Raw genomic sequence first — 20,795 nt, forward strand, 5'->3', positions numbered from 1 at the left:
TCGGATCGGCGATGAGTTCGCGCCCGGTCCGCGGTCTACTCCTGCGAACGGCACGACACCGACGGGAGAGGCCCGCATGTACCAGCAGATGATCTTCGTGAACCTGGCCACCAACGACCTCGACGCCTCCAAGAGGTTCTTCACCGAGCTGGGGTACACGATCAACGCCCAGTTCAGCGACGACTCGACCGCCTCGATCCCGCTCAGCGACACCATCGTGGTCATGCTGCACACCCCGGAGAAGTACGGCGTGTTCACGAAGAAGGACATCATCGACTCCCGCAAGAGCAGCGAGGTGCTGCTCGCGCTGAGCGCCGAGAGCCGCGAGAAGGTCGACGAGCTGGTCGAGAAGGCGGTCGCGGCCGGCGGCTCGGTCACCGGCGAGACCCAGGACCACGGCTTCATGTACGGCCGCGCCTTCGACGACCTCGACGGCCACACCTGGGAGGTCGTGTGGATGGACCCGGCCGCGGTGGAGGGCTGACAGCCGCCCGCCCCTAGGCCTGTCGTTCGCACCGGCCCGCAGACGCGGGGCCTGGCACGCACGCCGGCATGAGAAGTCGCCGCCGATGCTCTGCGACCTGATCCGAACGACAGGCCTAGCATGGGCGGGTGGATGACCTGACACCCGCCCAGCCGTACCATGCCGCCCACGACCGCGAGATAGAGAGCCTCGTCGAGTTCGACGAGGTCGTTGCCCGCGGCGCGGGCCTCGCGCACTACCGCGTCCAGGCCGTCGACCTGACGGACCGTACGGACGTACTCCTGGCCGTGGAGGCCGCCGGCGCCGTCTTCCTCGGCTGCCCGATGGACGAGAAGGCCGCCACCGCCGTCCGCGCCGCCGGGGCCCTGGTGTTCCCGCCCGTGCCCGGACTGCCCTTCGATCCCTACCGCGCGTCCGTCTACTCCCCGGACGACCTGTACGCCGGCCTGTCCGACGGTTACGGGACGACACCGGACGCGCTGGCCTACGCCTGGTTCCAGCGGACCAAGGCGGACGGCGACATCTTCGCCTCCATGCTGCGCGCCGTCCACGACGACGCCGTCTCCGACGCGGTCGACGAACTCCTCGCCGGCGCCCGGGTGGTGGGCGTCATGGGCGGGCACGCGATGGCGCGCGGCACCGAGGCGTACGCCGGCGCGGCCCGCCTCGGCCGCGCACTGGCCCGCGACGGCTTCACCCTGGCCACCGGCGGCGGCCCCGGCGCGATGGAGGCGGCCAACCTCGGCGCCTACGCCGCCCCCTTCGCCGACGCCATGCTGGAGGAGGCGCTGCTGCTGCTCGCCAAGGCCCCCTCGTTCACGCCGTCGATCGAGGAGTGGGCGCGGGCCGCCTTCGAGGTGCGCGAGCGCTGGCCCGACGGCGGCGCCTCGGTCGGCATCCCGACCTGGTTCTACGGCCACGAGCCGCCGAACGCCTTAGCCGCGCACATCGCCAAGTACTTCGCCAACGCCACCCGCGAGGACGGCCTGCTCGCCCGCTCCAACGCGGGGGTCGTCTTCCTGCCGGGCGCCGCCGGAACCGTACAGGAGATCTTCGACAACGCGACGCCGAACTACTACGAGTCGCGCGGCGAGCCCACGCCCATGGTGCTGGTGGACGAGGCGCACTGGACCGAGCGGCTGCCGACGTGGCCGCTGCTGCGGGCGCTGGCCCGGGGGCGGTCGATGGAGTCCCGGATCACCCTGGTCGACCGGATCGAGGACGCCCCGGCGGCGCTGAAACTTATTCGAGGTTAATAAGAGGGCAAAGCCAATGCCCTTCTGGTCTCTACGCGTTGACACTGCCGGTGTACTGCCAATAGACCTGTGAGTCTCCTGGGACCGCGGTGTCGCGAAAGTGTGACCACCGGTCCCGGGCAACCCCCCGCACCCAGCATCCGGTAAAGGACCAACGTGCCCCTGCCCATACTCAGAAGTGCGGCGTCCCGCCGTAGCGTTCGTGCCCTCGGTGTGGCGACCGCCGCGGTCGCCCTGGCCGTCGGCGCCGCCGGCAACGCACTCGCCTGCAACATCAGCGAGTTCAGCGCCGACGCCACGTGCGACGGCACCAAGGGCGTCATCACCGTGACCGACGTGGACGCCGGTGGCGTCAACGCCGTCGTCACCGTCTTCCGCCAGAGCGACGGCGGCGAGGAAAAGGTCGGCGAGCAGGAGGTGAAGGGGTCCCGCGAGGGCACCACCATCACCTTCACCGAGGACTGGAAGCCGAGCACGGAGTACCGCGTCCACGTCAAGGCCGCGCCGTACGTGGACGAGGACATCAAGCCGAACCTCGTCACCCCGGCCACCGCCTGTGGCGGCGGTGAGGAGGAGGAGTCCCCGACTCCGACCCCGACGCCGTCCGAGTCCTCCTCGACCCCGGCCGAGGAGGAGTCCGAGACCCCGGTCCCGTCTCCGTCGGCCCCGGCCGCCTCGGAGAGCGAGTCCACCGTTCCGGCGGAGGACACCGCGAGCAACGCTCCCTCGCCCGCGGCCGGTGACTCCAACCTCGCCGAGACCGGCGCCAACTCCAACACCGGCGTGATCGCCGGGGTCGCGGCCGCTCTGGTCGTGGTCGGCGGTGGCGCGGTGTTCTTCGGCATGCGCCGCCGTGGCGCGAAGAGCGAGAGCTGACGACGGATCAGTCCGCAGTACGGGTGGTGGCCCGTCCCCCCTTTTTTTCCAGGTTCTCCGGGGGGGCGGGCCACCGTCATGCCGGCTCCGGGCCGGCTGTCGAGTCGGCCCCGGTCAGCCGAAGCTCGCCTTCGCCAGCCAGAACTCCAGCAGTTCCCGGTCGCCCAGCACTTCGAGGTCCGGCGCGTCCAGCGGCAGCCGCCGGTAGAAGAGGTACAGCACGGAGGCCAGCGGCCCGCGCACCGCGGCCGTCGCCTCCTCGTGGCCCCGGCGCCAGGTGACGCCGTCGGGCGTGAGGCCGATCAGCCAGTCGGCGCCGAGCGCGGGGTCGGTGTCGGTGGCGTGCAGCTGGATGGTGCGGCCGGGGGCGCGCAGGTCCTTCGCCGGCCCGTCGGGCAGCGCCCGCTGCACGAACTCCACGATCTCCAGCCACTCGTCGAGCGCGTCGGCGGCCACCTCGGACGCCGGCGCCCCGGGCGCGCGGCCCGCCGCGAGCGCCCCGTCCACGCCGTGCACGATCAGCTCGTGACACATCCGGCGGGCCCAGAACGCGGCGTCGTGCCTCCCCATCCACGACCAGGCGTAGGCGTCCGGCCCGGCCGCCCGCAGCGCGCCGGTCACCGCGGCGGCGGACCGCGCGAACCACTGCGCCAGCGCGGCGGCGTCACCCCGGACCCCGGGCCCCTCGACGCCGGACACCTGGTCCATGGGGACCTCCGCCCGCGCGCGGGTACGGACGGTGTGCTCCGTCCACCACAGGGCCCGGCCGACGTGCAGGACCAGGTCCTCCAGGGTCCACTCCGGACAGGTCGGCACGGTGGCGCCCAGGTCGGCGCCGGCGGTCAGCAGCTCCTCCACCTTCCCCGCCTGACGGGCGATCTCGTCGCAGTAACGGTCGTGTGTGAGCAGTGTCATGCCCTCACCCTACGAGCGGGTGATCACCCGAGTACGACGATTTCCGCCACGTCGAACTCCACCCCGACCCGCTCCCCGATCTCCGGCGCGGCCCGCAGCGCACAGGCCGCCTCCAGCCGGGGCACGCCCTCGGGCCTCCCGGGCCGCGCGGGCTGGAGGTGCACGGCGACATGGGTGCCCTTGAAGGTACGGGCGGCGACCGTGCAGGGCAGCCCCTCACCGGCGGCGACCAGCCGCACACCGGCCGGCCGGACCAGTACCGGACGCGTGCCCTGCGCGCTGCCCTCGGGCACCGGCACCTTGCCCCACGGGGTGTCGGCGGCCCGACCGGCGACGGCCGCCTCGACGACGTTGTCGAAGCCGAGGAACCGGGCGACGAACGCGTCGGCCGGGTGCTGCCACACGTCGAGCGGCGTGCCCTGCTGGGCGATCCGCCCGTCGCGCATGACCACCACCCGGTCGGCCAGCGCGAACGCCTCGCCCTGGTCGTGCGTCACCGCGAGCACCGTCGTGCCCAGTCGGCCGAACAACTCCCGCAATTCCACCACCAGCCGCTCCCGCAGCGACCGGTCGAGCTGGCCGAGCGGCTCGTCCAGCATCAGCAGCCGGGGCCGGGCCGCCAGCGCCCGCGCGAGCGCCACCCGCTGCTGCTCACCGCCGGACAGCGCGGCCACGGACCGGCGTCCGGCCCCCGGCAGCCCGACCAGCTCCAGCAACTCCGCGACCCGCCCCCGCTGTTCGTCACGCGACGCGCCCCGCATCCGGGGCCCGAAGGCGACGTTGCCGGCCACGTCCCGCTGCGGGAAGAGCTGGTGGTCCTGGAACATCAGCCCGACCTCGCGCCGGTGCGCGGGTACGCCCGCCTGGTCCCGCCCGTCGAGCAGTACCCGCCCGGCGTCCAGCGGCTGGAGCCCGGCCACCGCCCGCAGCAGCGTCGACTTGCCGCTGCCGCTGGGCCCGAGCACACACACCACCTCGTGCTCGGCGACCGTCAGACCGACGGCGTCCAGCACGGCCCGCCCGCCGAGACGGACGGTGGCACCCTCAAGGCTCAGCATGCTCAGAACTCCCCGCTCCGGTCGGTGCGCAGCCGCTCAAGGACCAGCAGCGCCACCGCGCACACGATCATCAGAATCGTCGAAAGGGCCATCGCCTGCCCGTAGTTGACGTCCCCCGGCCGTCCCAGCAGCCGTGCCACGGCCACCGGCAGCGTCGGGTTGTCGGGCCGCGCGATGAACACCGTCGCCCCGAACTCCCCCAGCGACACCGCGAACGCGAACCCGGCCGCGACCAGCAGCGCCCGCCGCACCAGCGGCAGGTCCACCTCCCGCCAGACCCGCCAGGGCGACGCCCCGAGCACGGCCGCCGCCTCCCGCAGCCGTCCGTCCACCGCCCGCAGCACCGGCAGCATGGTCCGTACGACGAAGGGCACCCCGACCAGCGCCTGCGCGAGCGGCACCAGCATCCAGGACGAGCGCAGATCCAGCGGCGACTCGTCCAGCGCGATCAGGAACCCGAACCCGACGGTCACCGCCGACACCCCGAGCGGCAGCATCAGCAGCGCGTCGAAGCCGCGCACGAGACGGCCCGCGTCCCGGCGGGCCAGCGCGAAGGCGGCCAGCGAGCCGACGAGCACGGCGACGGCGGTGGCGGCGACGGCGTACTGGAGGGAGTTGCCGACGGCGTCGATCGGCGGGACGAGGAAGGTGCCGCCGTCCTCGTGCGTGAGGGCCCGGTAATAGCCGAAACCCCCGTCCACCGACCGCTGCACCAGCACGGCCAGCGGCAGCAGGATCAGTACGACGACGGTGGCCAGCACCCCGGCCAGCAGCCCCCGCTGCCCGGTGCCGCGCGGCCGGCGCGCGGTGACCGAGGCGTCCACCAGCTTCAGCGCGGTCTCCCGCCGCCGCACCGTCCAGGCGTGCACGGCGAGGATGGCGGCGACCGCGACGAACTGGACCAGCGTCAGCACGGCGGCCGTGGAGAGGTCGAAGAGCTGCGAGGTCTGCCGGTAGATCTCCACCTCCAGGGTGGAGAAGGCGGGCCCGCCGAGGATCTGCACGACACCGAAGGAGGTGAAGGTGAACAGGAACACCATCAGCGCGGCGGCGGCCACGGCGGGCGCCAGCGCCGGCAGGGTGACCCGGCGCCAGGCGCCGAACGGCGACGCGCCCAGCATCCGCGCGGCCTCCTCCTGCCGCGGGTCGAGCTGCGCCCACAGGCCGCCTACGGTGCGGACCACGACGGCGTAGTTGAAGAAGACGTGCGCGAGCAGGATGGCCCACACGGTGGTGTCCAGCCGCACCCCCCACAGGTCGTCGAGCAGCCCGCCGCGCCCGACCAGGGCCAGGAACGCCGTACCGACCACGACCGTCGGCAGCACGAACGGCACCGTCACCACCGCCCGCAGCACCTGCTTGCCCGGGAAGTCCAGCCGGGCGAAGACGTACGCGCCCGGCAGCGCGATCAGCAGGGTGAGCGCCGTGGAGGCCAGCGCCTGCCAGGTGGTGAACCACAGCACGTGGCGTACGTCGGAGGAGGCGACCACCTCGCCGATCCGGGCGAGGTGCCAGCCGGCGTCGTCCTTCAGCCCCCGGCCGACGATCGCGGCGACGGGCCAGGCGAAGAAGACGGCGAAGAACGCGACGGGCACCGCCATCAGGGCGAGCCGCGCCCCGTTCGACCGCCGCCGCACGGCTACTTCAGTACGAGCGAGGTCCACGACTTGACCCAGTCGTCCCGGTGCTCGGCGATCTTCGCCGGGGCCATGGTCTGCGGATCGGCGACGTCCGGCATGTTGTCGGTGTAGACGGCGGGCAGCTCGGCGCCGTCGACGACCGGGTTGACGAACATGTTCAGCGGCATGTCCTCCTGGAACCTCTCGCTGATCAGGAAGTCGATCAGCGCCTTGCCGCCCTCGGGGTTCTTCGCGTTGCCGAGCAGCCCCGCGAACTCGGTCTGCCGGAAGCAGGTGCCGGTCGCCACCCCCGTGGGCGCGGTCTTCGGCCGCGGATCGGCGTAGACCACCTCCACCGGCGGCGACGAGGCGTAGGAGACGACGAGCGGCCGGTCCCCGCCGGCCTTCCTGCCCCCGGCCGACCCGGAGAACTCCTCGTTGTACGCCTGCTCCCAGCCGTCGACCACCTTGACGCCGTTGGCCTTGAGCTTCTTCCAGTACCCCTGCCAGTTGTCGTCCCCGTACGCGGCGGCCGTCCCGAGCAGGAAGCCCAGCCCCGGCGAGGAGGTCCCGGCGTTCTCGGTGACGAGGAGATCCTTGTACGCGGGCTCGGTCAGGTCGGCGAAGGAGGCCGGCGGGTCGATCCCGTGCTCGTTGAAGTACGCCTTGTCGTAGTTGACGCAGATGTCGCCGTAGTCGACGGGCGTGACCCGGTGCTGCTCCCCGTCGAGCCGGTAGGCGTCGTCGATCCGGTCCAGCCCCTTCGCCTCGTACGGCTGGAACAGGCCGTTGTCGAGGGCGCGGGAGAGCAGCGTGTTGTCGACCCCGAAGAGGACGTCGCCCTGCGGGTTGTCCTTGGTCAGGATCGCCTTGTTGACGGCCTGCCCGGCGTCGCCGTCCTCCAGGACCTTCACCCGGTACCCGGACTGCTTCTCGAAGGCGGCGATGACGCTCTTGGACACGGCCCACGAGTCATGGCTGACCAGCGTCACGGTCTTCGCGTCGCCGGACGCCCCCTCGCCGGACGACGACCCGCACGCGGACAGCGTGACCAGACCGAGCCCGACGGCCAGGACCGTGGCCTTCTTGATGGTGGCCCTTTTGGTGATGCTCACTGAATTCCTCCTGGGTGGACCAGGAGAAGACGCGGCCCTGCCCGGAACCCCTCGTCGGGGGTCCCGGGCAGGGCGCAACAGCTCGAGTGATGACCGATCTCCCTACCCAGAATGACCTGGGCCAGGTTCGGAGGGTCTGCGGCCGGTGCCGCACTCTCAGCGCTGTGGCGCTCCCCTGTCGGAATATGAAGATGTGTTTTTCTGATGTCCTACGTCGATCAGGTTACCGCTCGCTCGCGGCGAGCTGGCCGCACGCCCCGTCGATCTCCTGCCCTCGGGTGTCCCTGATGGTCACCGGCACACCGTGGGCCGCGATCGCCTCCACGAACGCCTTCTCGTCCTCGGGCCGCGAGGCGGTCCACTTCGAGCCCGGCGTCGGGTTGAGCGGGATGAGATTGACGTGCACGGGCTTGCCCTTGAGCAGCCGCCCGAGCCGGTCACCCCGCCACGCCTGGTCGTTGATGTCCCGGATCAGCGCGTACTCGATCGACAGCCGGCGCCCGGACCGCGCGGCGTACTCGAACCCGGCGTCCAGCACCTCACGCACCTTCCACCGCGTGTTGACCGGCACGAGGGTGTCGCGCAGCTCGTCGTCGGGGGCGTGCAGCGAGATCGCGAGCCGGCACTTGAAGCCCTCGTCGGCGAACCGGTGGATGGCCGGCACGAGACCGACCGTCGACACGGTGATCCCGCGCTGCGACAGCCCGACCCCGTCCGGCTCCGGGTCGGTGAGCCGCCGGATGGCCCCGACCACGCGGTTGTAGTTGGCCAGCGGCTCGCCCATCCCCATGAACACGATGTTGCTGAGCCGCGCGGGCCCGCCCGGCACCTCTCCGTCCCGCAGCGCCCGCATGCCGTCCACGATCTGGTGCACGATCTCGGCGGTCGACAGGTTCCGGTCCAGCCCCGCCTGCCCGGTCGCGCAGAACGGGCAGTTCATCCCGCACCCCGCCTGCGAGCTGATGCACATGGTCACCCGGTCCGGGTACCGCATGAGCACCGACTCGACGAGCGTCCCGTCGAACAGCCGCCACAGCGTCTTGCGGGTGGTCCCCTCGTCCGTCGACAGATGCCGTACGACGGTCATCAGCTCGGGCAGCAACGCCTCCCGCAGCTTCTCCCGGGCACCGGCGGGGATGTCGGTCCACTGCTCCGGGTCGTGCGCGTACCGCGCGAAGTAGTGCTGCGACAGCTGCTTGGCCCGGAACGCCTTCTCACCGGCCGCGACGACCGCCTCCTTGCGCTCGGCGGGCGTGAGGTCGGCGAGGTGCCGCGGCGGCTTCTTGGCTCCGCGCGGGGCGACGAAAGTGAGTTCTCCGGGCTTAGGCATGGCTGTACCAGTGTCGCAGATCAACTGGCGTGCCCCGCGGCGCGCGGTGGCGCCCCCGAACCGCCGGGCAACTCGTGCAGCGCCGCCGGGAACACCACCCGCCCGACCCCGTCGGCCACCACGGCCGAACCTTCCGGCGCACGTACCGTGGCAAGCGCCCGCCAGGCGGCGAGGGTGAGGCGCGCGAGGTCCGGTATGCGCGGCGCATGGACCGCACCGCGGGAACGGCTCTGCGCGAGATTGCGCGGCTGCCAGTCGCCGGAGGTCCGCCGCCTGCGGCTGTTCAGCGGCGGGGCCGTCGCCACTTGCAGAGCATGCTCCAGCGCCAGCCCGCAGACTTCGGAGCCCATCTTCTCGACCTCCGACCGCTCGGCCGCCGGAGCCGCGGGGAGCAGCAGCGGCCAGCGGATCACCACGACCCTCTCCCACACCTCGGGCGGCACCGTGTTGGCGAGGTGATGACTCTCACCCACGGGAAGGTCACGCAGCCGACGCCCGGCCTCCTGTGTCTGCCCCACATAGCAGAGCCCCGCGCCGGAGGCGAAGACCCCGTAGAGCACCGCGCCGGCGGTGGCGGGGCTGTCCCCGTACTCCTCGGTCAGCAGGGACCCCACGCGGTGGGCGAACCGGTACCGGCGCTCCTGCCACTGCGCCAGCAGTGCGGCATCCGCCAGCAGCGTCGTCAGCGACGACCGCCAGGTGCGGTAGGCGTCCTCGTACGCCCGGCCGTCCGCCGGTCCGTGTCCCAGGAGATCGTCCACACACCGCAGGGTAGGGCAACGGCGACGGGCCCCGTCCTCCAGGAGGTACGGAGCCCGAGCGCGGCGGCGGCGGTGGTCAGCCGCTTCCGACGAAGATCACCAACAGCAGCCAGGCCACCGGCGCCGTGGGCAGCAGCGAGTCCAGGCGGTCCATGATGCCGCCGTGGCCCGGCAGCAGGGTGCCCATGTCCTTGATGCCGAGGTCGCGCTTGATCATCGACTCGCCGAGGTCGCCCAGCGTGGCGCTGACCGCGACGGCCAGGCCCAGCAGCAGGCCCTGCCACCAGGCACCGTCGTCGATCAGGAACTGCACGCACAGCGCGCCCGCGGCCATCGCGAAGGCCACCGCTCCGGCCAGGCCCTCGCGGGTCTTGCCGGGGCTGATGCGCGGCGCGAGCTTCCGCTTACCGAAGCGCCAGCCGACCGCGTAGGCGCCCGTGTCGCTGACGACCGTCAGTATCAGGAAGGTGAGCACCCGCCACGGACCGTCGTCCGCCGTCAGCATCATGGCGACGAACGTGGCCAGGAACGGCACGTAGAACGCCGCGAAGACGCCCGCCGTGACGTCCCGCAGATAGTCCTGCGGTGGCCGCGCCATCCGCCATACGAGGACGGCGAGCGCCGTCAGCGCCATGGCGACCCACGCGCCGTCGGCGCCCCACACATAGCCGGCGATCACCATCGCCGCGCCGCCGGCCGCCAGCGGGACGAGCGGCGCGTGGATGCCCTTGCGCTCGTCCAGCCGCTTGGTCAGCTCCCACAGCCCGACCACGACGGCGACGACGATCACGCCCACGAACACGGCCTTGACGAAGAACAGCGACGCGACGATCACCACACCGAGCCCGAGGGCCACCCCTATCGCCGCGCCCAGGTCGCGCCCCGCGCTCTTCTTCTGCGGTGGGGGCGCCGGCTGCGGTGCGGCGTCCTGCATGGGCTGGGGTTCCTGTCGGATCGGGGGCCCGCCCGGCCGAGCGGCCCCCCGGTCGTCATCCTGGTCTCCGCCGAAGTCGGGTACGTCGGGCACGATGGGCATGGGGCGAGTCTGCTGCGCGTACTGCGCATCGTAGGCGGGACCCGCCGGGGCAGCCCCCTGGACAGGTCCCCGCTCGGACGGCCCCCAGTACCCGGCTTGTGGCGGCGCCCCCCAGGAAGAGTCGTTCATCAGACCTCGAGCAGCTCCGCTTCCTTGTGCTTGAGGAGCTCGTCCACCTGGGCGACGTACTTCGCGGTGGTGTCGTCGAGTTCCTTCTCCGCGCGGCGGCCCTCGTCCTCGCCGACCTCGCCGTCCTTGACCAGCTTGTCGATGGCGTCCTTGGCCTTGCGGCGCACGGAGCGGATGGAGACCTTGGCGTCCTCGCCCTTGCCCCGGGCGACCTTGATGTACTCGCGGCGGCGCTCCTCGGTCAGCTCCGGGAACACCACGCGGATGATGTTGCCGTCGTTGCTCGGGTTGACGCCGAGGTCGGAGTCACGGATCGCCTGCTCGATGTTGCGCAGGGCGGTCTTGTCGAACGGCGTGACCACGGCCATCCGCGGCTCGGGCACGGAGAACGAGGCCAGCTGATTGATCGGCGTCGGCGCGCCGTAGTAGTCGGCCACGATCTTGTTGAACATCGCCGGGTGCGCACGGCCGGTGCGGATCGCGGCGAAGTCCTCCTTGGCGACCACGACGGCCTTCTCCATCTTCTCCTCGGCTTCGAGGAGGCTCTCTTCGATCACCACTTGCTCCTGCGTGTCTTGAGTAGGCCCGGCCGCTGTTCCCCGCGTGGGGCGGCGGCCGGCTGCGTCGCGTCTTCTTCCTGCACGGTTCCCGACCGGCAGGACATTGTCCATCCCCCGGCCAGGGGGTCAGGTACGGCTGTCCTGGTCCCCCACGAGCGTGCCGATCTTCTCACCCTTGACGGCGCGGGCGATATTGCCCTCCTTCAGGAGTTCGAAGACCACGATCGGGAGCTTGTTGTCACGGCAGAGCGTGACCGCCGTGGCGTCGGCGACCTTCAGGTCCCGGGTGATGACCTCGCCGTAGCCGAGGGCGTCGAACTTCACCGCGTCCGGGTTGGTCTTCGGGTCGGAGTCGTACACCCCGTCCACCCCGTTCTTGCCCATGAGCAGCGCCTCGGCGTCGATCTCCAGGGCGCGCTGGGCGGCCGTGGTGTCGGTGGAGAAGTACGGCATGCCCATACCGGCGCCGAAGATGACCACGCGGCCCTTCTCCAGGTGGCGCACGGCGCGCAGCGGGATGTAGGGCTCGGCGACCTGCCCCATGGTGATGGCGGTCTGCACGCGGCAGTCGACGCCCTCCTTCTCCAGGAAGTCCTGGAGGGCGAGGCAGTTCATCACGGTGCCGAGCATGCCCATGTAGTCGGAGCGGGCGCGATCCATGCCGCGCACCTGGAGTTCGGCGCCGCGGAAGAAGTTCCCGCCGCCGATGACGATCGCGATCTGCGCGCCGTCCCGGACGACGGCGGCGATCTCGCGCGCGATGGCGTGCACCACGTCGGGGTCGACGCCCAGGCCCCCGCCGCCGGAGAAGGCCTCCCCGGACAGCTTCAGCAGAAACCGGCCGCTCACTTTGCCGTCGTCGCTCTTCTCGGCCTTGGTGGTGGTCATGGAGATCTCGCCTCTTTACGTGGGTCACACATACGAAGGAGGCCATTGCCGGGGGGTGGGTTCATCCCTGCGCGGCAATGGCCTCCTCGTCAGATCTGCTGTCGTCCGCGACGCGCGGGTGCGCGGACGACTGCTGCCGACCCTACCGGGGCCGGGCGTCCGTCGCGGTGCGGACTCAGATGCCGACCTTGATGCGCGAGAAGCGCTTCAGGGTGACACCGGCCTCGTCCAGGACCTTCTGGACCGACTTCTTGTTGTCCAGCGCGTACGGCTGGCCGAGCAGCGTGGCGTCCTTGAAGAAGCCGTTGAGGCGACCCTCGACGATCTTCGGCAGGGCGGCCTCGGGCTTGCCCTCGGCGCGGGTGGTCTCCTCGGCGATGCGACGCTCGGACTCGACGACCTCGGCCGGCACGTCCTCCTTGGAGAGGTACTTCGGCGCGAACGCGGCGATGTGCTGGGCGACGCCCTTGGCGATCTCGGCGTTCGGCTTGTCCAGCTCGACCAGGACACCGATCTGCGGGGGCAGGTCGGGCATGGTGCGGTGCATGTAGGCGGTGACGTAGCCGTCGGTGAACTGCGCGAAGCGGTCCAGGACGATCTTCTCGCCGAGGTTGGCGTTGGCCTCGTCGACGTACGCCTGCACGGTCTTGCCGGCCTCGATCTCGGAGGCGAGCAGGGCCTCCAGGTCGGCCGGGGAGGTCTTGGCGACGTGCTCGGCGATCGCGGTGGCGACGGCCTGGAACTTGTCGCCCTTGGCGACGAAGTCCGTCTCGCACTTCAGCTCGACGAGGACGCCGGAGGAGTTGTCGTCGGCGATGATCGAGACCACGGCGCCGTTCTCGGCGGAGCGGCCCTCGCGCTTGGCGACGCCCTTCTGGCCCTTGATACGGAGCGCCTCGACGGCCTTCTCGACGCTGCCCTCGGCCTCGTCCAGCGCCTTCTTGCAGTCCATCATGCCGGCGCCCGTGAGCTCACGGAGCTTCTTGACGTCGGCGGCGGTGTAGTTCGCCATGATTCAGGAATCTCTCTCGAAGTCTGAAGATCTACGGGCCGAAACGGCGGGGGCTTCGTGGGCCCCCGCCGTCCAGAACCCGAAGGGTGTGAGGGGTCAGGCCTGCTCGGCGTCCGCGGCGGGGGCCTCGGCGGCCGGAGCCTCGGCGGCCGGGGCCTCCTCGGCGGCGGGGGCCTCGGCGGCCTCGGCGGGCTTCTCGGCCTCGGCCGGAGCCTCGTCCGCCTTCTTCTCGCCCTCGAGCAGGTCGCGCTCCCACTCGGCCAGCGGCTCGCCCGCGGCCTTCTCGCCCTTGCCCTCGGTGGCGACACCGGAGCGGGCGATGAGGCCCTCGGCGACCGCGTCGGCGATCACACGGGTGAGCAGCGTGACGGAGCGGATCGCGTCGTCGTTGCCGGGGATCTTGTAGTCGACCTCGTCGGGGTCGCAGTTGGTGTCGAGGATGGCGACGACCGGGATGTTGAGCTTCCGGGCCTCACCGACCGCGATGTGCTCCTTCTTGGTGTCCACGATCCAGACGGCGCTGGGGACCTTGGACATCTCGCGGATACCGCCGAGGGTCTTCTCCAGCTTGGCCTTCTCGCGCGAGAGCACGAGAAGCTCCTTCTTGGTCAGACCGGACGCGGCGACGTCCTCGAAGTCGATCTGCTCAAGCTCCTTGAGGCGCTGCAGACGCTTGTAGACGGTCGAGAAGTTGGTGAGCATGCCGCCCAGCCAGCGCTGGTTGACGTAGGGCATGCCGACGCGGGTGGCCTGCTCGGCGATGGCCTCCTGCGCCTGCTTCTTCGTGCCGACGAACATGACCGTGCCGCCGTGGGCGACGGTCTCCTTGACGAACTCGTAGGCGCGGTCGATGTACGACAGCGACTGGAGCAGGTCGATGATGTAGATGCCGTTGCGCTCGGTGAAGATGAAGCGCTTCATCTTCGGGTTCCAGCGACGGGTCTGGTGACCGAAGTGGACGCCGCTTTCCAGCAGCTCCCGCATCGTGACGACGGCCATGGCCGTATCTCCTTGATTTTCTCGGTTGTGCCGCGGATGCCGGACGGCTCCCGCGCCTGACGCCCGATACGCGCCGTGCCACAGAGGACCGAGGGGCGCTGACACGAGGGCTGGTGCTGTCTCGTGCCGGGGCGTGCGAAGTCGACCCGGTCACCCGGGTCGCCACCAGAAGTGTACGGGACCCGGGAGGCACCGGGTGACGCCGCTGTCCACAACCGGCGAGTAGTCCACAGCTCCGGGCGGGGGACGGACCCTTCGGGGGACGGTTCCCGCATGCGAGTGAGGCGATGGATGCGTGCGTGGGTGTGGTCACTGGCGGTGCCGGCCCTGTTCCTCGCGGGGCTCCCGGCGAAGGGCGCCGCGCCGGTGTCCGCGGTGCCGGGCGCGGTGTCCGACCCGGTGGTCCCGGCCGTCGCGCGGAACTGGCCGACCGGCGGGCGGCCCGCCGTCCTGCGGGGCTGGTCACCTCCGGCGACGCCGTACGGGCCGGGCCACCGCGGGGTGGACCTGGCGGCCGCGCCCGGGGCGGCGGTACGGGCGGTGGCGGCGGGCCGGGTGACGTTCGCCGGCCGGGTGGCGGGCCGGGGCGTGGTCTCGGTCGAGCTGGCGGGCACCGGTGAGCCGCCGCTGCGTACGACGTACGAGCCGGTACGGGCCTCGGTGGAGAAGGGTGACGTGGTGGCGGCCGGCGACCCGGTCGGCACGGTGGAGGCGCCGGGCGCCCACTGTCCGGCCGGCTGCCTGCACTGGGGCCTGCGCGCCGGCGACACCTACCTGAATCCGCTGTCCCTGCTGCCGCCGTGGCTGCTCGACGGCGGCCCGTCCCGGCTGCTGCCGGTACTGGGCGTGCCTCCACCGTGACCGGTGTGACCGGTGCCGGTCCGGGGAGCCGCGGGGGCTCGGAGTCGCGGGGGGGGGCGTCAGGGGTCCGTGCGGCGGGCCCTGCGTTCGGCGGCGGCGTGCCACCAGCCGGGCGGGGACGGCCCCACGGCCTCGGCAGAGGGCTGGTCGGGATGGAGCCCGAGGCGCCGCAGGGCGTCGGCGCGCACCTGTACGCCGAACCAGCCGTGCCAGTGCCCGTCCGGGCCGGGCCCGCAGGCCAGGTCCCAGCGGATCTCGTCCGGACCCCATGGCGACCAGTCGATCCCGCGCTCACGCAGTCAGGCGCGCACGGCCGCCCTCGGGGAGAGGCAGCCCGGCACGTTCTCGTAGGCCGCCACGGTGATCCATTCACTGCCGGGTGTGTCCATGGCGTCCATGGTGGCGGAGGACGGCGCGGGTGTCATCGGCGTTCGCCGGAGGGCGGGGAGCGGCGACAGAGGGACGGTGGGCCCCGTTCGAGTGGGCTGACCGTCCAGGACAGCTCCCGGTCCCGGCCCGGGGCCGGCTCAGCGGGGCGGCCCGGCCCGGCGGGTCAGCCCCGTACGCCCCGCAGCACCATCGACACCGCCGCGTCCGTGATCACCGTCGGGTCCTCCGCCGCGCCCAGCTCGATCCGGCGCACCGCCGCGTCGACCACGCCCTGGAGCAGCATCGCCGCCAGCCGCGGCTCCGCGTGGCCCATGTCGCCGAGCGCCTCGACGATCATCGCGACCAGTCCGCCGTGCGCCGCCCGGATCTTCTCCCGGGCCCCGGCGTCCAGCTCGCTGGCCGAGATCGCGACCACGGCCCGGTGCCGCCGGTCACCGACCAGTTCCAGTTGCTTGCGCACATACGCCTCGACCTTGGCCTCCGGCCGGTCGGCGGCGGCCATCGCGGCCTCCACCTCGGCCGCCCAGACGGGGAAGTCGACCGCGCACAGCTCCTCCACGACCGCGGCCCGCGACCGGAAGTACTCGTACACGGACGACCGCGCGAGGCCCGTCCGCTCGGCGAGGGCGGGAAAGGTCAGCGCCTCCGTCCCGCCCTCGGACAGCAGGGAGCGTGCCGCGTCCAGCAGGGCGGCACGCTGCATCGACCGGTGCTCGGCCACAGAGGCCGCTCGAATCCTTGGCACGTCGACCACTTTACGGACGCACCGCCCCGGACGGGAGACGCCGCCCCCGTCCAGCCGATCGGCGATCCACCCGGTCCCGCCGCACAGGCCGGGTCAGCGCCCGAATCCGGCCAGCTTCGCGCGCAGTTGCAGAACCGACTTGGTGTGGATCTGGCTGACCCGGCTCTCGGTGACCCCCAGCACATTGCCGATCTCGGCGAGCGTGAGCCCTTCGTAGTAGTAGAGCGTGACGACGGTCTTCTCCCGCTCCGGGAGCGTGTTGATCGCCCGCGCCAGGAACCTCCGCAGCTCGCGGTCCTCGGCCACCTCCACCGGATTGTCGGCGGCGGTGTCCTCCAGCGTGTCCATGAGGCTGAGCCGGTCCCCGCCCTCACCGCCGGCGTGCAGCAGTTCCTCCAGCGCCACCACGTTGGCCAGCGACAACTGGCTGAAGACCGCGTGCAGTTCCTCGACCGCGATGCCCATCTCGTCGGCCACCTCCCCTTCGGAAGGGGTCCGCCGCAGCCGCGCCTCCAGCGTGGCGTAGGCCCGCTCCACGCTCCGGGCCTTCTGCCGCACCGACCGCGGGATCCAGTCCAGCGCCCGCAGCTCGTCGATCATCGCGCCCCGGATCCGGGTGATCGCGTACGTCTCGAACTTGATCTCCCGGTCGAGGTCGAACTTCTCGATCGCGTCGATCAGCCCGAACACCCCGGACGACACGAAGTCCGCCTGCTCGACGTTGGGCGGCAGACCCACGCTGACCCGGCCCGCCACGTACTTCACCAGGGGTGAGTAGTGCAGGATCAGCTGCTCCCGCAGCCGTTCGTCCCCCGTCGTCTTGTACGACCGCCACAGCTCGTCGAGCGTCGAGGGGGCGGGCGGCCGCACGCTGCCACCGTCGCGGGCGGCTGGGGGGACCGCCGCCCGTCCGGGCCCGGAGGTGTGCTGGGGCATTCGTCGCCTTGTGCCGTTCTGCCGTGTTCTGGTGCCGTCTGTGGACTGTCGGTCCGCCGTCTGGATGGTGCCTGTCCGCGTGAGGATCTGTGTGAGGGTCTGTGTGAGGGCCTTCGTGAGCGTAGCGTGACTGAGCCATCGCGGTGCGCGAAGAGGGGGCTCCGGAGGGTACGCAGATACGTTCCGCTCGACGCTCTCCCGATGCATCGCGATCGCGCAGCGTGATCACTCGAATACTTCAACTGCGGGAATTCCCAAGGGCGTAGGGGTTCCCCCGGACGGCCGAACACGCTCGGTCAGCACGGGTCGCGAGCGGCGCGGGCGGAGATCATCGCCTGGCGTGTCAACTTCCAGCCGTCGTCGTGTCGTTCGACGTAACCGAGTGCTCGAAGCTCGTACAGTCTCGCGATCGCGTCGTCCTGCGAGGTCTGGGCGCGGCGCGCGATCCCGGCCGGTGACGCGGTTCCGCGCGCCGGGAGCGCCGCCAGTACCTGCCGGGCGCCGGGTTCGAGCAGATCGGTGGGGAGCACCGGGCCGCGCCGGTCCGGTGCCAGCTCACCCATGTCACCGACCAGCTCGACGATCTCGGCGGCGTCGGTGACGAGGACGGCGTCGCCGCGCAGCAGTTCGTGGACGCCGGCGGAGAGGGCGCTGGTGGCCGGTCCCGGAACCCCTATCGTGTGCCGGCCCAGGCGTCGGGCGGCCCGTGCGGTGACGAGGGAGCCGCTGCGGTGGGCGGCCTCGACGACGACCGTGCCGCGGGTCAGCGCGGCGATCACCCGGTTGCGCAGGATGAACCTGCTCGGCGTCGGATGCTCTCCGGGCGGCAGTTCCCCGGCCACCAGCCCCTGTTCCGCGATCCTTCTGATCAGCTCGGCGTGGCCGCGCGGGTAGGGCCGGTCGACCCCGCAGGCGAGGACGGCGACGGTGGCGCCGCCGGCCCCGAGGGCACCCCGGTGGGCGGCGCCGTCCACGCCGTAGGCCCCGCCGGATACCACCACCCAGCCGCGCTCGGCGAGGTCGGCGGCGAGCGTGGCCGCCATGTGCGCCCCGTACGCGGTGCAGGCGCGGGCGCCGACCAGGGCGACGGACTTCAGCGCCCACATCCGCAGGCTGGGCCGGCCGCGGACCCACAGGCCCAGGGGGCGGGCGTCCCCCAGGTCGTCGAGCTGCCCCGGCCATTCGGTCTGCCCCGGCGCGACGAACCGCACCCCCGCGGCGGCGGCGGTCGCCAGGTCCCGGCGCGGGTCGGCCCGCTCGGCCCGGGCCCGCAGCCCAGTCCAGCGCCGGTCGCTCACGCCCGGCGGCACGGGCCCTCCCCGCCGCAGCCGCCGGGCCACCTCCGGCACCCCGTACTCCCGCACCCACCGCCCGCCGCACTCGTCCCCGGGCTCGATGACCCGGGTGAGGAAAACCCGGTCCAGCAGCGTCTCGTCCCACTCCTCACGCGCACTCGCACCCTCAGCCGCGCTCATGGGCTCACTCGTCGTCATGGCCTCCCCCGCACCCATCGCCTCCCCCGTCCGCGCGGCCTCACCGGCACTCACGGCCTCGTCCACGCTCACGGCCTCGTCCACGCTCACGGCCTCACCGGCATCTACGGCCCCGCCCGCGCTCACCGCCTCAGCGGTACCTTCGGCCCCACCGGCACTCGAAGCCTCGTCCGCGTTCGCCGCCTCACCAGCGCCTACGGCCTCAGGCCCAGTCCCAGTCCCACTCCCACTCCCACTCCCACGCACAGCCTCGTCCGCCCCCGTGTCGCTCATGTCATCGCCCCGATCGCCTCGATCCGCATGGGTGTGCCGCGCGGCACGCCGGTGCGCAGGTGCAGGGCCAGGGCGACGTCCGTGGCGTCCGGCCGGTCGTGACCGGCGAGGTCGGCGACGGTCCAGGCGACGCGCAGCACCCGGTCGAGGCCGCGGGCCGTGAGGGCGCCCCGCTCCAGACCGCGCTCCGCCTCGTCCAGCGCGCCCGGCACGGCATACCAACGGCGGCGCAGCTCGCGTCCGGGGACTTCGCTGTTGGTGCGCCACGGGGTGCCGTCGAAGCGGGCCGCGGCCCGTTCCCGGGCCGACCGCACCCGGTCGGCGACCGTGGCGGTGGTCTCACCGGGTGTGCCGCACGCGGCCAGCCCGGCACGGGTGACGCGCTCCACCTCGACCCGGAGGTCGACCCGGTCCAGCAGCGGCCCGGACAGCCGGGCCTGGTAGCGGCGGATCGCGGGGGACGGGCACTCGCAGAGCTGGTCCTGTGGCGAGAAGCGCCCGCACGGACAGGGGTTGGCGGCGAGGACCATCAGGAACCTGGCGGGGAACCGCACCACGCCGGCGCTGCGCGCGATAACGACGTGGCCGCTCTCCAGCGGCTGGCGCAGGGCGTCGAGCGCCTGGCCGCTGAACTCCGGGGCCTCGTCCAGAAAAAGCACACCTCGGTGCGAGAGCGACACCGCTCCGGGCCGGGCGATGCCAGGACCGCCGCCGACGAGCGACTGCATGGTCGCGGAGTGGTGCGGTGCGCAGTAGGGCGCGGTGTCGATCAGGGGCCTGCCCGGGGGAAGCAGCCCGGCCACCGAGTGCACCGCCGTCACCTCCAGCGACTCCTGGCGGCCGAGCCCGGGCAGGATCGCGGGCAGCCGCTCGGCGAGCATGGTCTTGCCGGCGCCGGGCGGGCCCTCCAGAAACAGGTGGTGCCCGCCGGCCGCGGCGATCTCCACGGCCGTGCGCGCCGCCTGCTGCCCCACGACGTCGGCGAGGTCGTGCCCCTGGTCACACGGCACGGTCCCGAGCATTCCGGCCGCGCCCGGCGCCCGCAGCCCCGACAGCAGCGGGTCGGGACGGCCCTGCTGGTCGGGCTCCTCGTCCGGCACGGGTTCGTCGGCGAGTACGGCGATCAGCTGCCGCAGGCTGCGCACACCGAGCACGGAGACGCCGGGCACCAGGGACGCCTCGGCGGCGGCGCTCTCGGGCACCACCACCTGTTCGTACCCGGCGTCCGCGGCGGCCAGCACCGCCGGGAGGATGCCCCGCACCGGCCGTACCCGGCCGTCGAGGCCCAGCTCTCCGATCATGACGATGTCGGCGAGCACCCGGGGGTCGATCCGCTCGGCGGCGCCGAGGACGGCCGCCGCGACGGCGATGTCGAATCCGCTGCCGCTCTTGGGCACGGACGCCGGGCTCAGTCCCACCGTCAGCTTCTTCTGCGGCCACTGGACGCCCGAGTTGACCACCGCCGCCCTGACCCGGTCCCGGCTCTCCGTCAGGCTCTTGTCGGGCAGCCCGACCAGGGTGAACGCCGCGACTCCGGGTTCCAGGTCGGCCTGGACCTCGACGACCACGCCCTCGACTCCGACGAGGGCCACCGAGCACGTACGGGCGAAGGCCATCACGCCACCCCCCGCGCGTGCTCGACGACGGGTGCGCCGCGCCGCGGCAGGAGCACGCCCACCAGGTCGATACGGACACCGCCGGGCGGTGCCCCTCCGTGGGTCTGGATCCAGCGCTGGGCGAGTTCGCGCAGCCGCTCGGCTTTTTCCGGGGTCACCGCGGCCATCGGATGCTCGAACGGGCCCGCCCTGCGGGTCTTCACCTCGCAGACGACCAGGACGTCCCCGTCCCGGGCCACGATGTCGATCTCACCTGTCCTGCCGCAGCGCCAGTTGCGCTCCAGGAGCTTCATCCCGGCCTCGGCCAGCCTGCGGGCGGCGAGCGTCTCGCCGTACCTGCCCATCGCACTGCGTGCGTTCATGGTCGGCACCACCTCCGGCGCCAACCGTCACGCAGACCGGCCGATCATGTTGATCATGGTGAACTACTCACCGGTTGTGGA

General features: G+C 72.2%; 21 protein-coding genes and 1 riboswitch. Of the genes, 4 read left to right on the plus strand and 17 right to left on the minus strand.

Features of this window, described 5'->3' with window-relative positions:
- Window positions 1-76: 76 nt before the first annotated feature.
- The 3 genes from ACZ3IG_RS22240 (at window position 77) to ACZ3IG_RS22250 (ending at window position 2,616) form a co-directional block, all read left to right on the plus strand.
- On the plus strand, window positions 77-484 hold the full coding sequence (locus ACZ3IG_RS22240; RefSeq protein WP_467434187.1) for a VOC family protein: 408 nt from the start codon (window positions 77-79) through the stop codon (window positions 482-484).
- A 128-nt stretch (window positions 485-612) separates the two neighbouring features.
- Window positions 613-1,740, plus strand: a complete 1,128-nt coding sequence (locus ACZ3IG_RS22245; RefSeq protein WP_467434189.1) for an LOG family protein — start codon at window positions 613-615, stop codon at window positions 1,738-1,740.
- Between the two features lie 162 nt (window positions 1,741-1,902).
- On the plus strand, window positions 1,903-2,616 hold the full coding sequence (locus ACZ3IG_RS22250) for an LAETG motif-containing sortase-dependent surface protein (RefSeq protein ID WP_467434362.1): 714 nt from the start codon (window positions 1,903-1,905) through the stop codon (window positions 2,614-2,616).
- A 114-nt stretch (window positions 2,617-2,730) separates the two neighbouring features.
- On the opposite strand, the gene ACZ3IG_RS22255 is transcribed toward ACZ3IG_RS22250, so the two are convergent.
- The 11 genes from ACZ3IG_RS22255 to rpsB all read right to left on the minus strand — a co-directional run bounded on the left by ACZ3IG_RS22255 (window position 2,731) and on the right by rpsB (window position 14,038).
- Window positions 2,731-3,531, minus strand: coding sequence for a maleylpyruvate isomerase N-terminal domain-containing protein (locus ACZ3IG_RS22255; RefSeq protein ID WP_467434190.1), 801 nt, complete (start codon window positions 3,529-3,531; stop codon window positions 2,731-2,733).
- A 23-nt stretch (window positions 3,532-3,554) separates the two neighbouring features.
- Window positions 3,555-4,589, minus strand: a complete 1,035-nt coding sequence (locus ACZ3IG_RS22260; RefSeq protein WP_467434191.1) for an ABC transporter ATP-binding protein — start codon at window positions 4,587-4,589, stop codon at window positions 3,555-3,557.
- A 2-nt stretch (window positions 4,590-4,591) separates the two neighbouring features.
- Window positions 4,592-6,190, minus strand: coding sequence for an ABC transporter permease (locus ACZ3IG_RS22265; protein WP_467434363.1), 1,599 nt, complete (start codon window positions 6,188-6,190; stop codon window positions 4,592-4,594).
- Window positions 6,191-6,228: 38 nt separating this feature from the next.
- Entirely contained in the window at window positions 6,229-7,323 is a 1,095-nt protein-coding gene (locus ACZ3IG_RS22270; RefSeq protein WP_467434193.1) for a thiamine ABC transporter substrate-binding protein, read from the minus strand.
- An 81-nt stretch (window positions 7,324-7,404) separates the two neighbouring features.
- Window positions 7,405-7,510: riboswitch (TPP riboswitch) on the minus strand.
- Window positions 7,511-7,546: 36 nt separating this feature from the next.
- Window positions 7,547-8,653: a dual-specificity RNA methyltransferase RlmN gene (rlmN, locus tag ACZ3IG_RS22275; protein ID WP_403545517.1), complete on the minus strand. Its 1,107-nt coding sequence runs from the start codon at window positions 8,651-8,653 to the stop codon at window positions 7,547-7,549.
- A gap of 20 nt (window positions 8,654-8,673) precedes the next feature.
- Complete coding sequence (locus ACZ3IG_RS22280; RefSeq protein ID WP_467434194.1) at window positions 8,674-9,414, minus strand: hypothetical protein; 741 nt, start codon at window positions 9,412-9,414, stop codon at window positions 8,674-8,676.
- A 76-nt stretch (window positions 9,415-9,490) separates the two neighbouring features.
- Complete coding sequence (locus tag ACZ3IG_RS22285; protein ID WP_467434195.1) at window positions 9,491-10,579, minus strand: phosphatidate cytidylyltransferase; 1,089 nt, start codon at window positions 10,577-10,579, stop codon at window positions 9,491-9,493.
- On the minus strand, window positions 10,579-11,136 hold the full coding sequence (frr, locus tag ACZ3IG_RS22290; protein WP_215164522.1) for a ribosome recycling factor: 558 nt from the start codon (window positions 11,134-11,136) through the stop codon (window positions 10,579-10,581). The genes ACZ3IG_RS22285 and frr overlap by 1 nt, the downstream gene beginning before the upstream one ends.
- A 129-nt stretch (window positions 11,137-11,265) precedes the next feature.
- Window positions 11,266-12,027, minus strand: a complete 762-nt coding sequence (pyrH, locus tag ACZ3IG_RS22295; protein ID WP_215164523.1) for a UMP kinase — start codon at window positions 12,025-12,027, stop codon at window positions 11,266-11,268.
- Between the two features lie 175 nt (window positions 12,028-12,202).
- Window positions 12,203-13,039, minus strand: coding sequence for a translation elongation factor Ts (tsf, locus tag ACZ3IG_RS22300; protein WP_215164524.1), 837 nt, complete (start codon window positions 13,037-13,039; stop codon window positions 12,203-12,205).
- 96 nt (window positions 13,040-13,135) lie between these two features.
- Window positions 13,136-14,038, minus strand: a complete 903-nt coding sequence (gene rpsB / locus ACZ3IG_RS22305) for a 30S ribosomal protein S2 (protein WP_467434197.1) — start codon at window positions 14,036-14,038, stop codon at window positions 13,136-13,138.
- A gap of 291 nt (window positions 14,039-14,329) precedes the next feature.
- Here rpsB and ACZ3IG_RS22310 point away from each other — a divergent pair, with 291 nt between their 5' ends.
- Complete coding sequence (locus ACZ3IG_RS22310) at window positions 14,330-14,899, plus strand: peptidoglycan DD-metalloendopeptidase family protein (protein ID WP_467434198.1); 570 nt, start codon at window positions 14,330-14,332, stop codon at window positions 14,897-14,899.
- Window positions 14,900-14,958: 59 nt separating this feature from the next.
- Here the strand turns inward: ACZ3IG_RS22310 and ACZ3IG_RS22315 are convergent, their stop codons facing one another.
- The 6 genes from ACZ3IG_RS22315 to ACZ3IG_RS22340 form a co-directional block, all read right to left on the minus strand.
- Window positions 14,959-15,183, minus strand: a complete 225-nt coding sequence (locus ACZ3IG_RS22315; RefSeq protein ID WP_467434365.1) for a hypothetical protein — start codon at window positions 15,181-15,183, stop codon at window positions 14,959-14,961.
- A 269-nt stretch (window positions 15,184-15,452) separates the two neighbouring features.
- A complete protein-coding gene (locus tag ACZ3IG_RS22320; RefSeq protein WP_215164570.1) occupies window positions 15,453-16,010 on the minus strand; it encodes a TetR/AcrR family transcriptional regulator in 558 nt (185 codons plus the stop codon).
- Window positions 16,011-16,127: 117 nt separating this feature from the next.
- Window positions 16,128-16,970: an RNA polymerase sigma factor WhiG gene (gene whiG, locus ACZ3IG_RS22325; RefSeq protein ID WP_403545531.1), complete on the minus strand. Its 843-nt coding sequence runs from the start codon at window positions 16,968-16,970 to the stop codon at window positions 16,128-16,130.
- 296 nt (window positions 16,971-17,266) lie between these two features.
- Complete coding sequence (gene dprA, locus ACZ3IG_RS22330) at window positions 17,267-18,445, minus strand: DNA-processing protein DprA (protein ID WP_467434366.1); 1,179 nt, start codon at window positions 18,443-18,445, stop codon at window positions 17,267-17,269.
- Window positions 18,446-18,732: 287 nt separating this feature from the next.
- Window positions 18,733-20,352: a YifB family Mg chelatase-like AAA ATPase gene (locus ACZ3IG_RS22335; RefSeq protein WP_467434200.1), complete on the minus strand. Its 1,620-nt coding sequence runs from the start codon at window positions 20,350-20,352 to the stop codon at window positions 18,733-18,735.
- Window positions 20,352-20,714, minus strand: a complete 363-nt coding sequence (locus tag ACZ3IG_RS22340) for a YraN family protein (protein ID WP_467434201.1) — start codon at window positions 20,712-20,714, stop codon at window positions 20,352-20,354. Before ACZ3IG_RS22340 ends, ACZ3IG_RS22335 begins: the two co-directional genes overlap by 1 nt.
- Window positions 20,715-20,795 lie beyond the last annotated feature (81 nt).

This window comes from Streptomyces sp. NPDC016677 (genome assembly GCF_055562815.1).

Excerpts from the sequence above, each read along its gene's own strand:
- ACZ3IG_RS22240 (WP_467434187.1), top strand. The coding sequence starts at position 77 with ATGTACCAGCAGATGATCTTCGTGAACCTGGCCACCAACGACCTCGAC.
- ACZ3IG_RS22340 (WP_467434201.1), bottom strand. The coding sequence starts at position 20,714 with ATGAACGCACGCAGTGCGATGGGCAGGTACGGCGAGACGCTCGCCGCC.
- ACZ3IG_RS22260 (WP_467434191.1), bottom strand. The coding sequence starts at position 4,589 with ATGCTGAGCCTTGAGGGTGCCACCGTCCGTCTCGGCGGGCGGGCCGTG.
- ACZ3IG_RS22335 (WP_467434200.1), bottom strand. The coding sequence starts at position 20,352 with ATGGCCTTCGCCCGTACGTGCTCGGTGGCCCTCGTCGGAGTCGAGGGC.
- rlmN (WP_403545517.1), bottom strand. The coding sequence starts at position 8,653 with ATGCCTAAGCCCGGAGAACTCACTTTCGTCGCCCCGCGCGGAGCCAAG.
- whiG (WP_403545531.1), bottom strand. The coding sequence starts at position 16,970 with ATGCCCCAGCACACCTCCGGGCCCGGACGGGCGGCGGTCCCCCCAGCC.
- ACZ3IG_RS22265 (WP_467434363.1), bottom strand. The coding sequence starts at position 6,190 with ATGGCGGTGCCCGTCGCGTTCTTCGCCGTCTTCTTCGCCTGGCCCGTC.
- tsf (WP_215164524.1), bottom strand. The coding sequence starts at position 13,039 with ATGGCGAACTACACCGCCGCCGACGTCAAGAAGCTCCGTGAGCTCACG.
- ACZ3IG_RS22285 (WP_467434195.1), bottom strand. The coding sequence starts at position 10,579 with ATGAACGACTCTTCCTGGGGGGCGCCGCCACAAGCCGGGTACTGGGGG.
- pyrH (WP_215164523.1), bottom strand. The coding sequence starts at position 12,027 with ATGACCACCACCAAGGCCGAGAAGAGCGACGACGGCAAAGTGAGCGGC.
- ACZ3IG_RS22255 (WP_467434190.1), bottom strand. The coding sequence starts at position 3,531 with ATGACACTGCTCACACACGACCGTTACTGCGACGAGATCGCCCGTCAG.
- dprA (WP_467434366.1), bottom strand. The coding sequence starts at position 18,445 with ATGAGCGCGGCTGAGGGTGCGAGTGCGCGTGAGGAGTGGGACGAGACG.
- rpsB (WP_467434197.1), bottom strand. The coding sequence starts at position 14,038 with ATGGCCGTCGTCACGATGCGGGAGCTGCTGGAAAGCGGCGTCCACTTC.
- ACZ3IG_RS22310 (WP_467434198.1), top strand. The coding sequence starts at position 14,330 with ATGCGTGCGTGGGTGTGGTCACTGGCGGTGCCGGCCCTGTTCCTCGCG.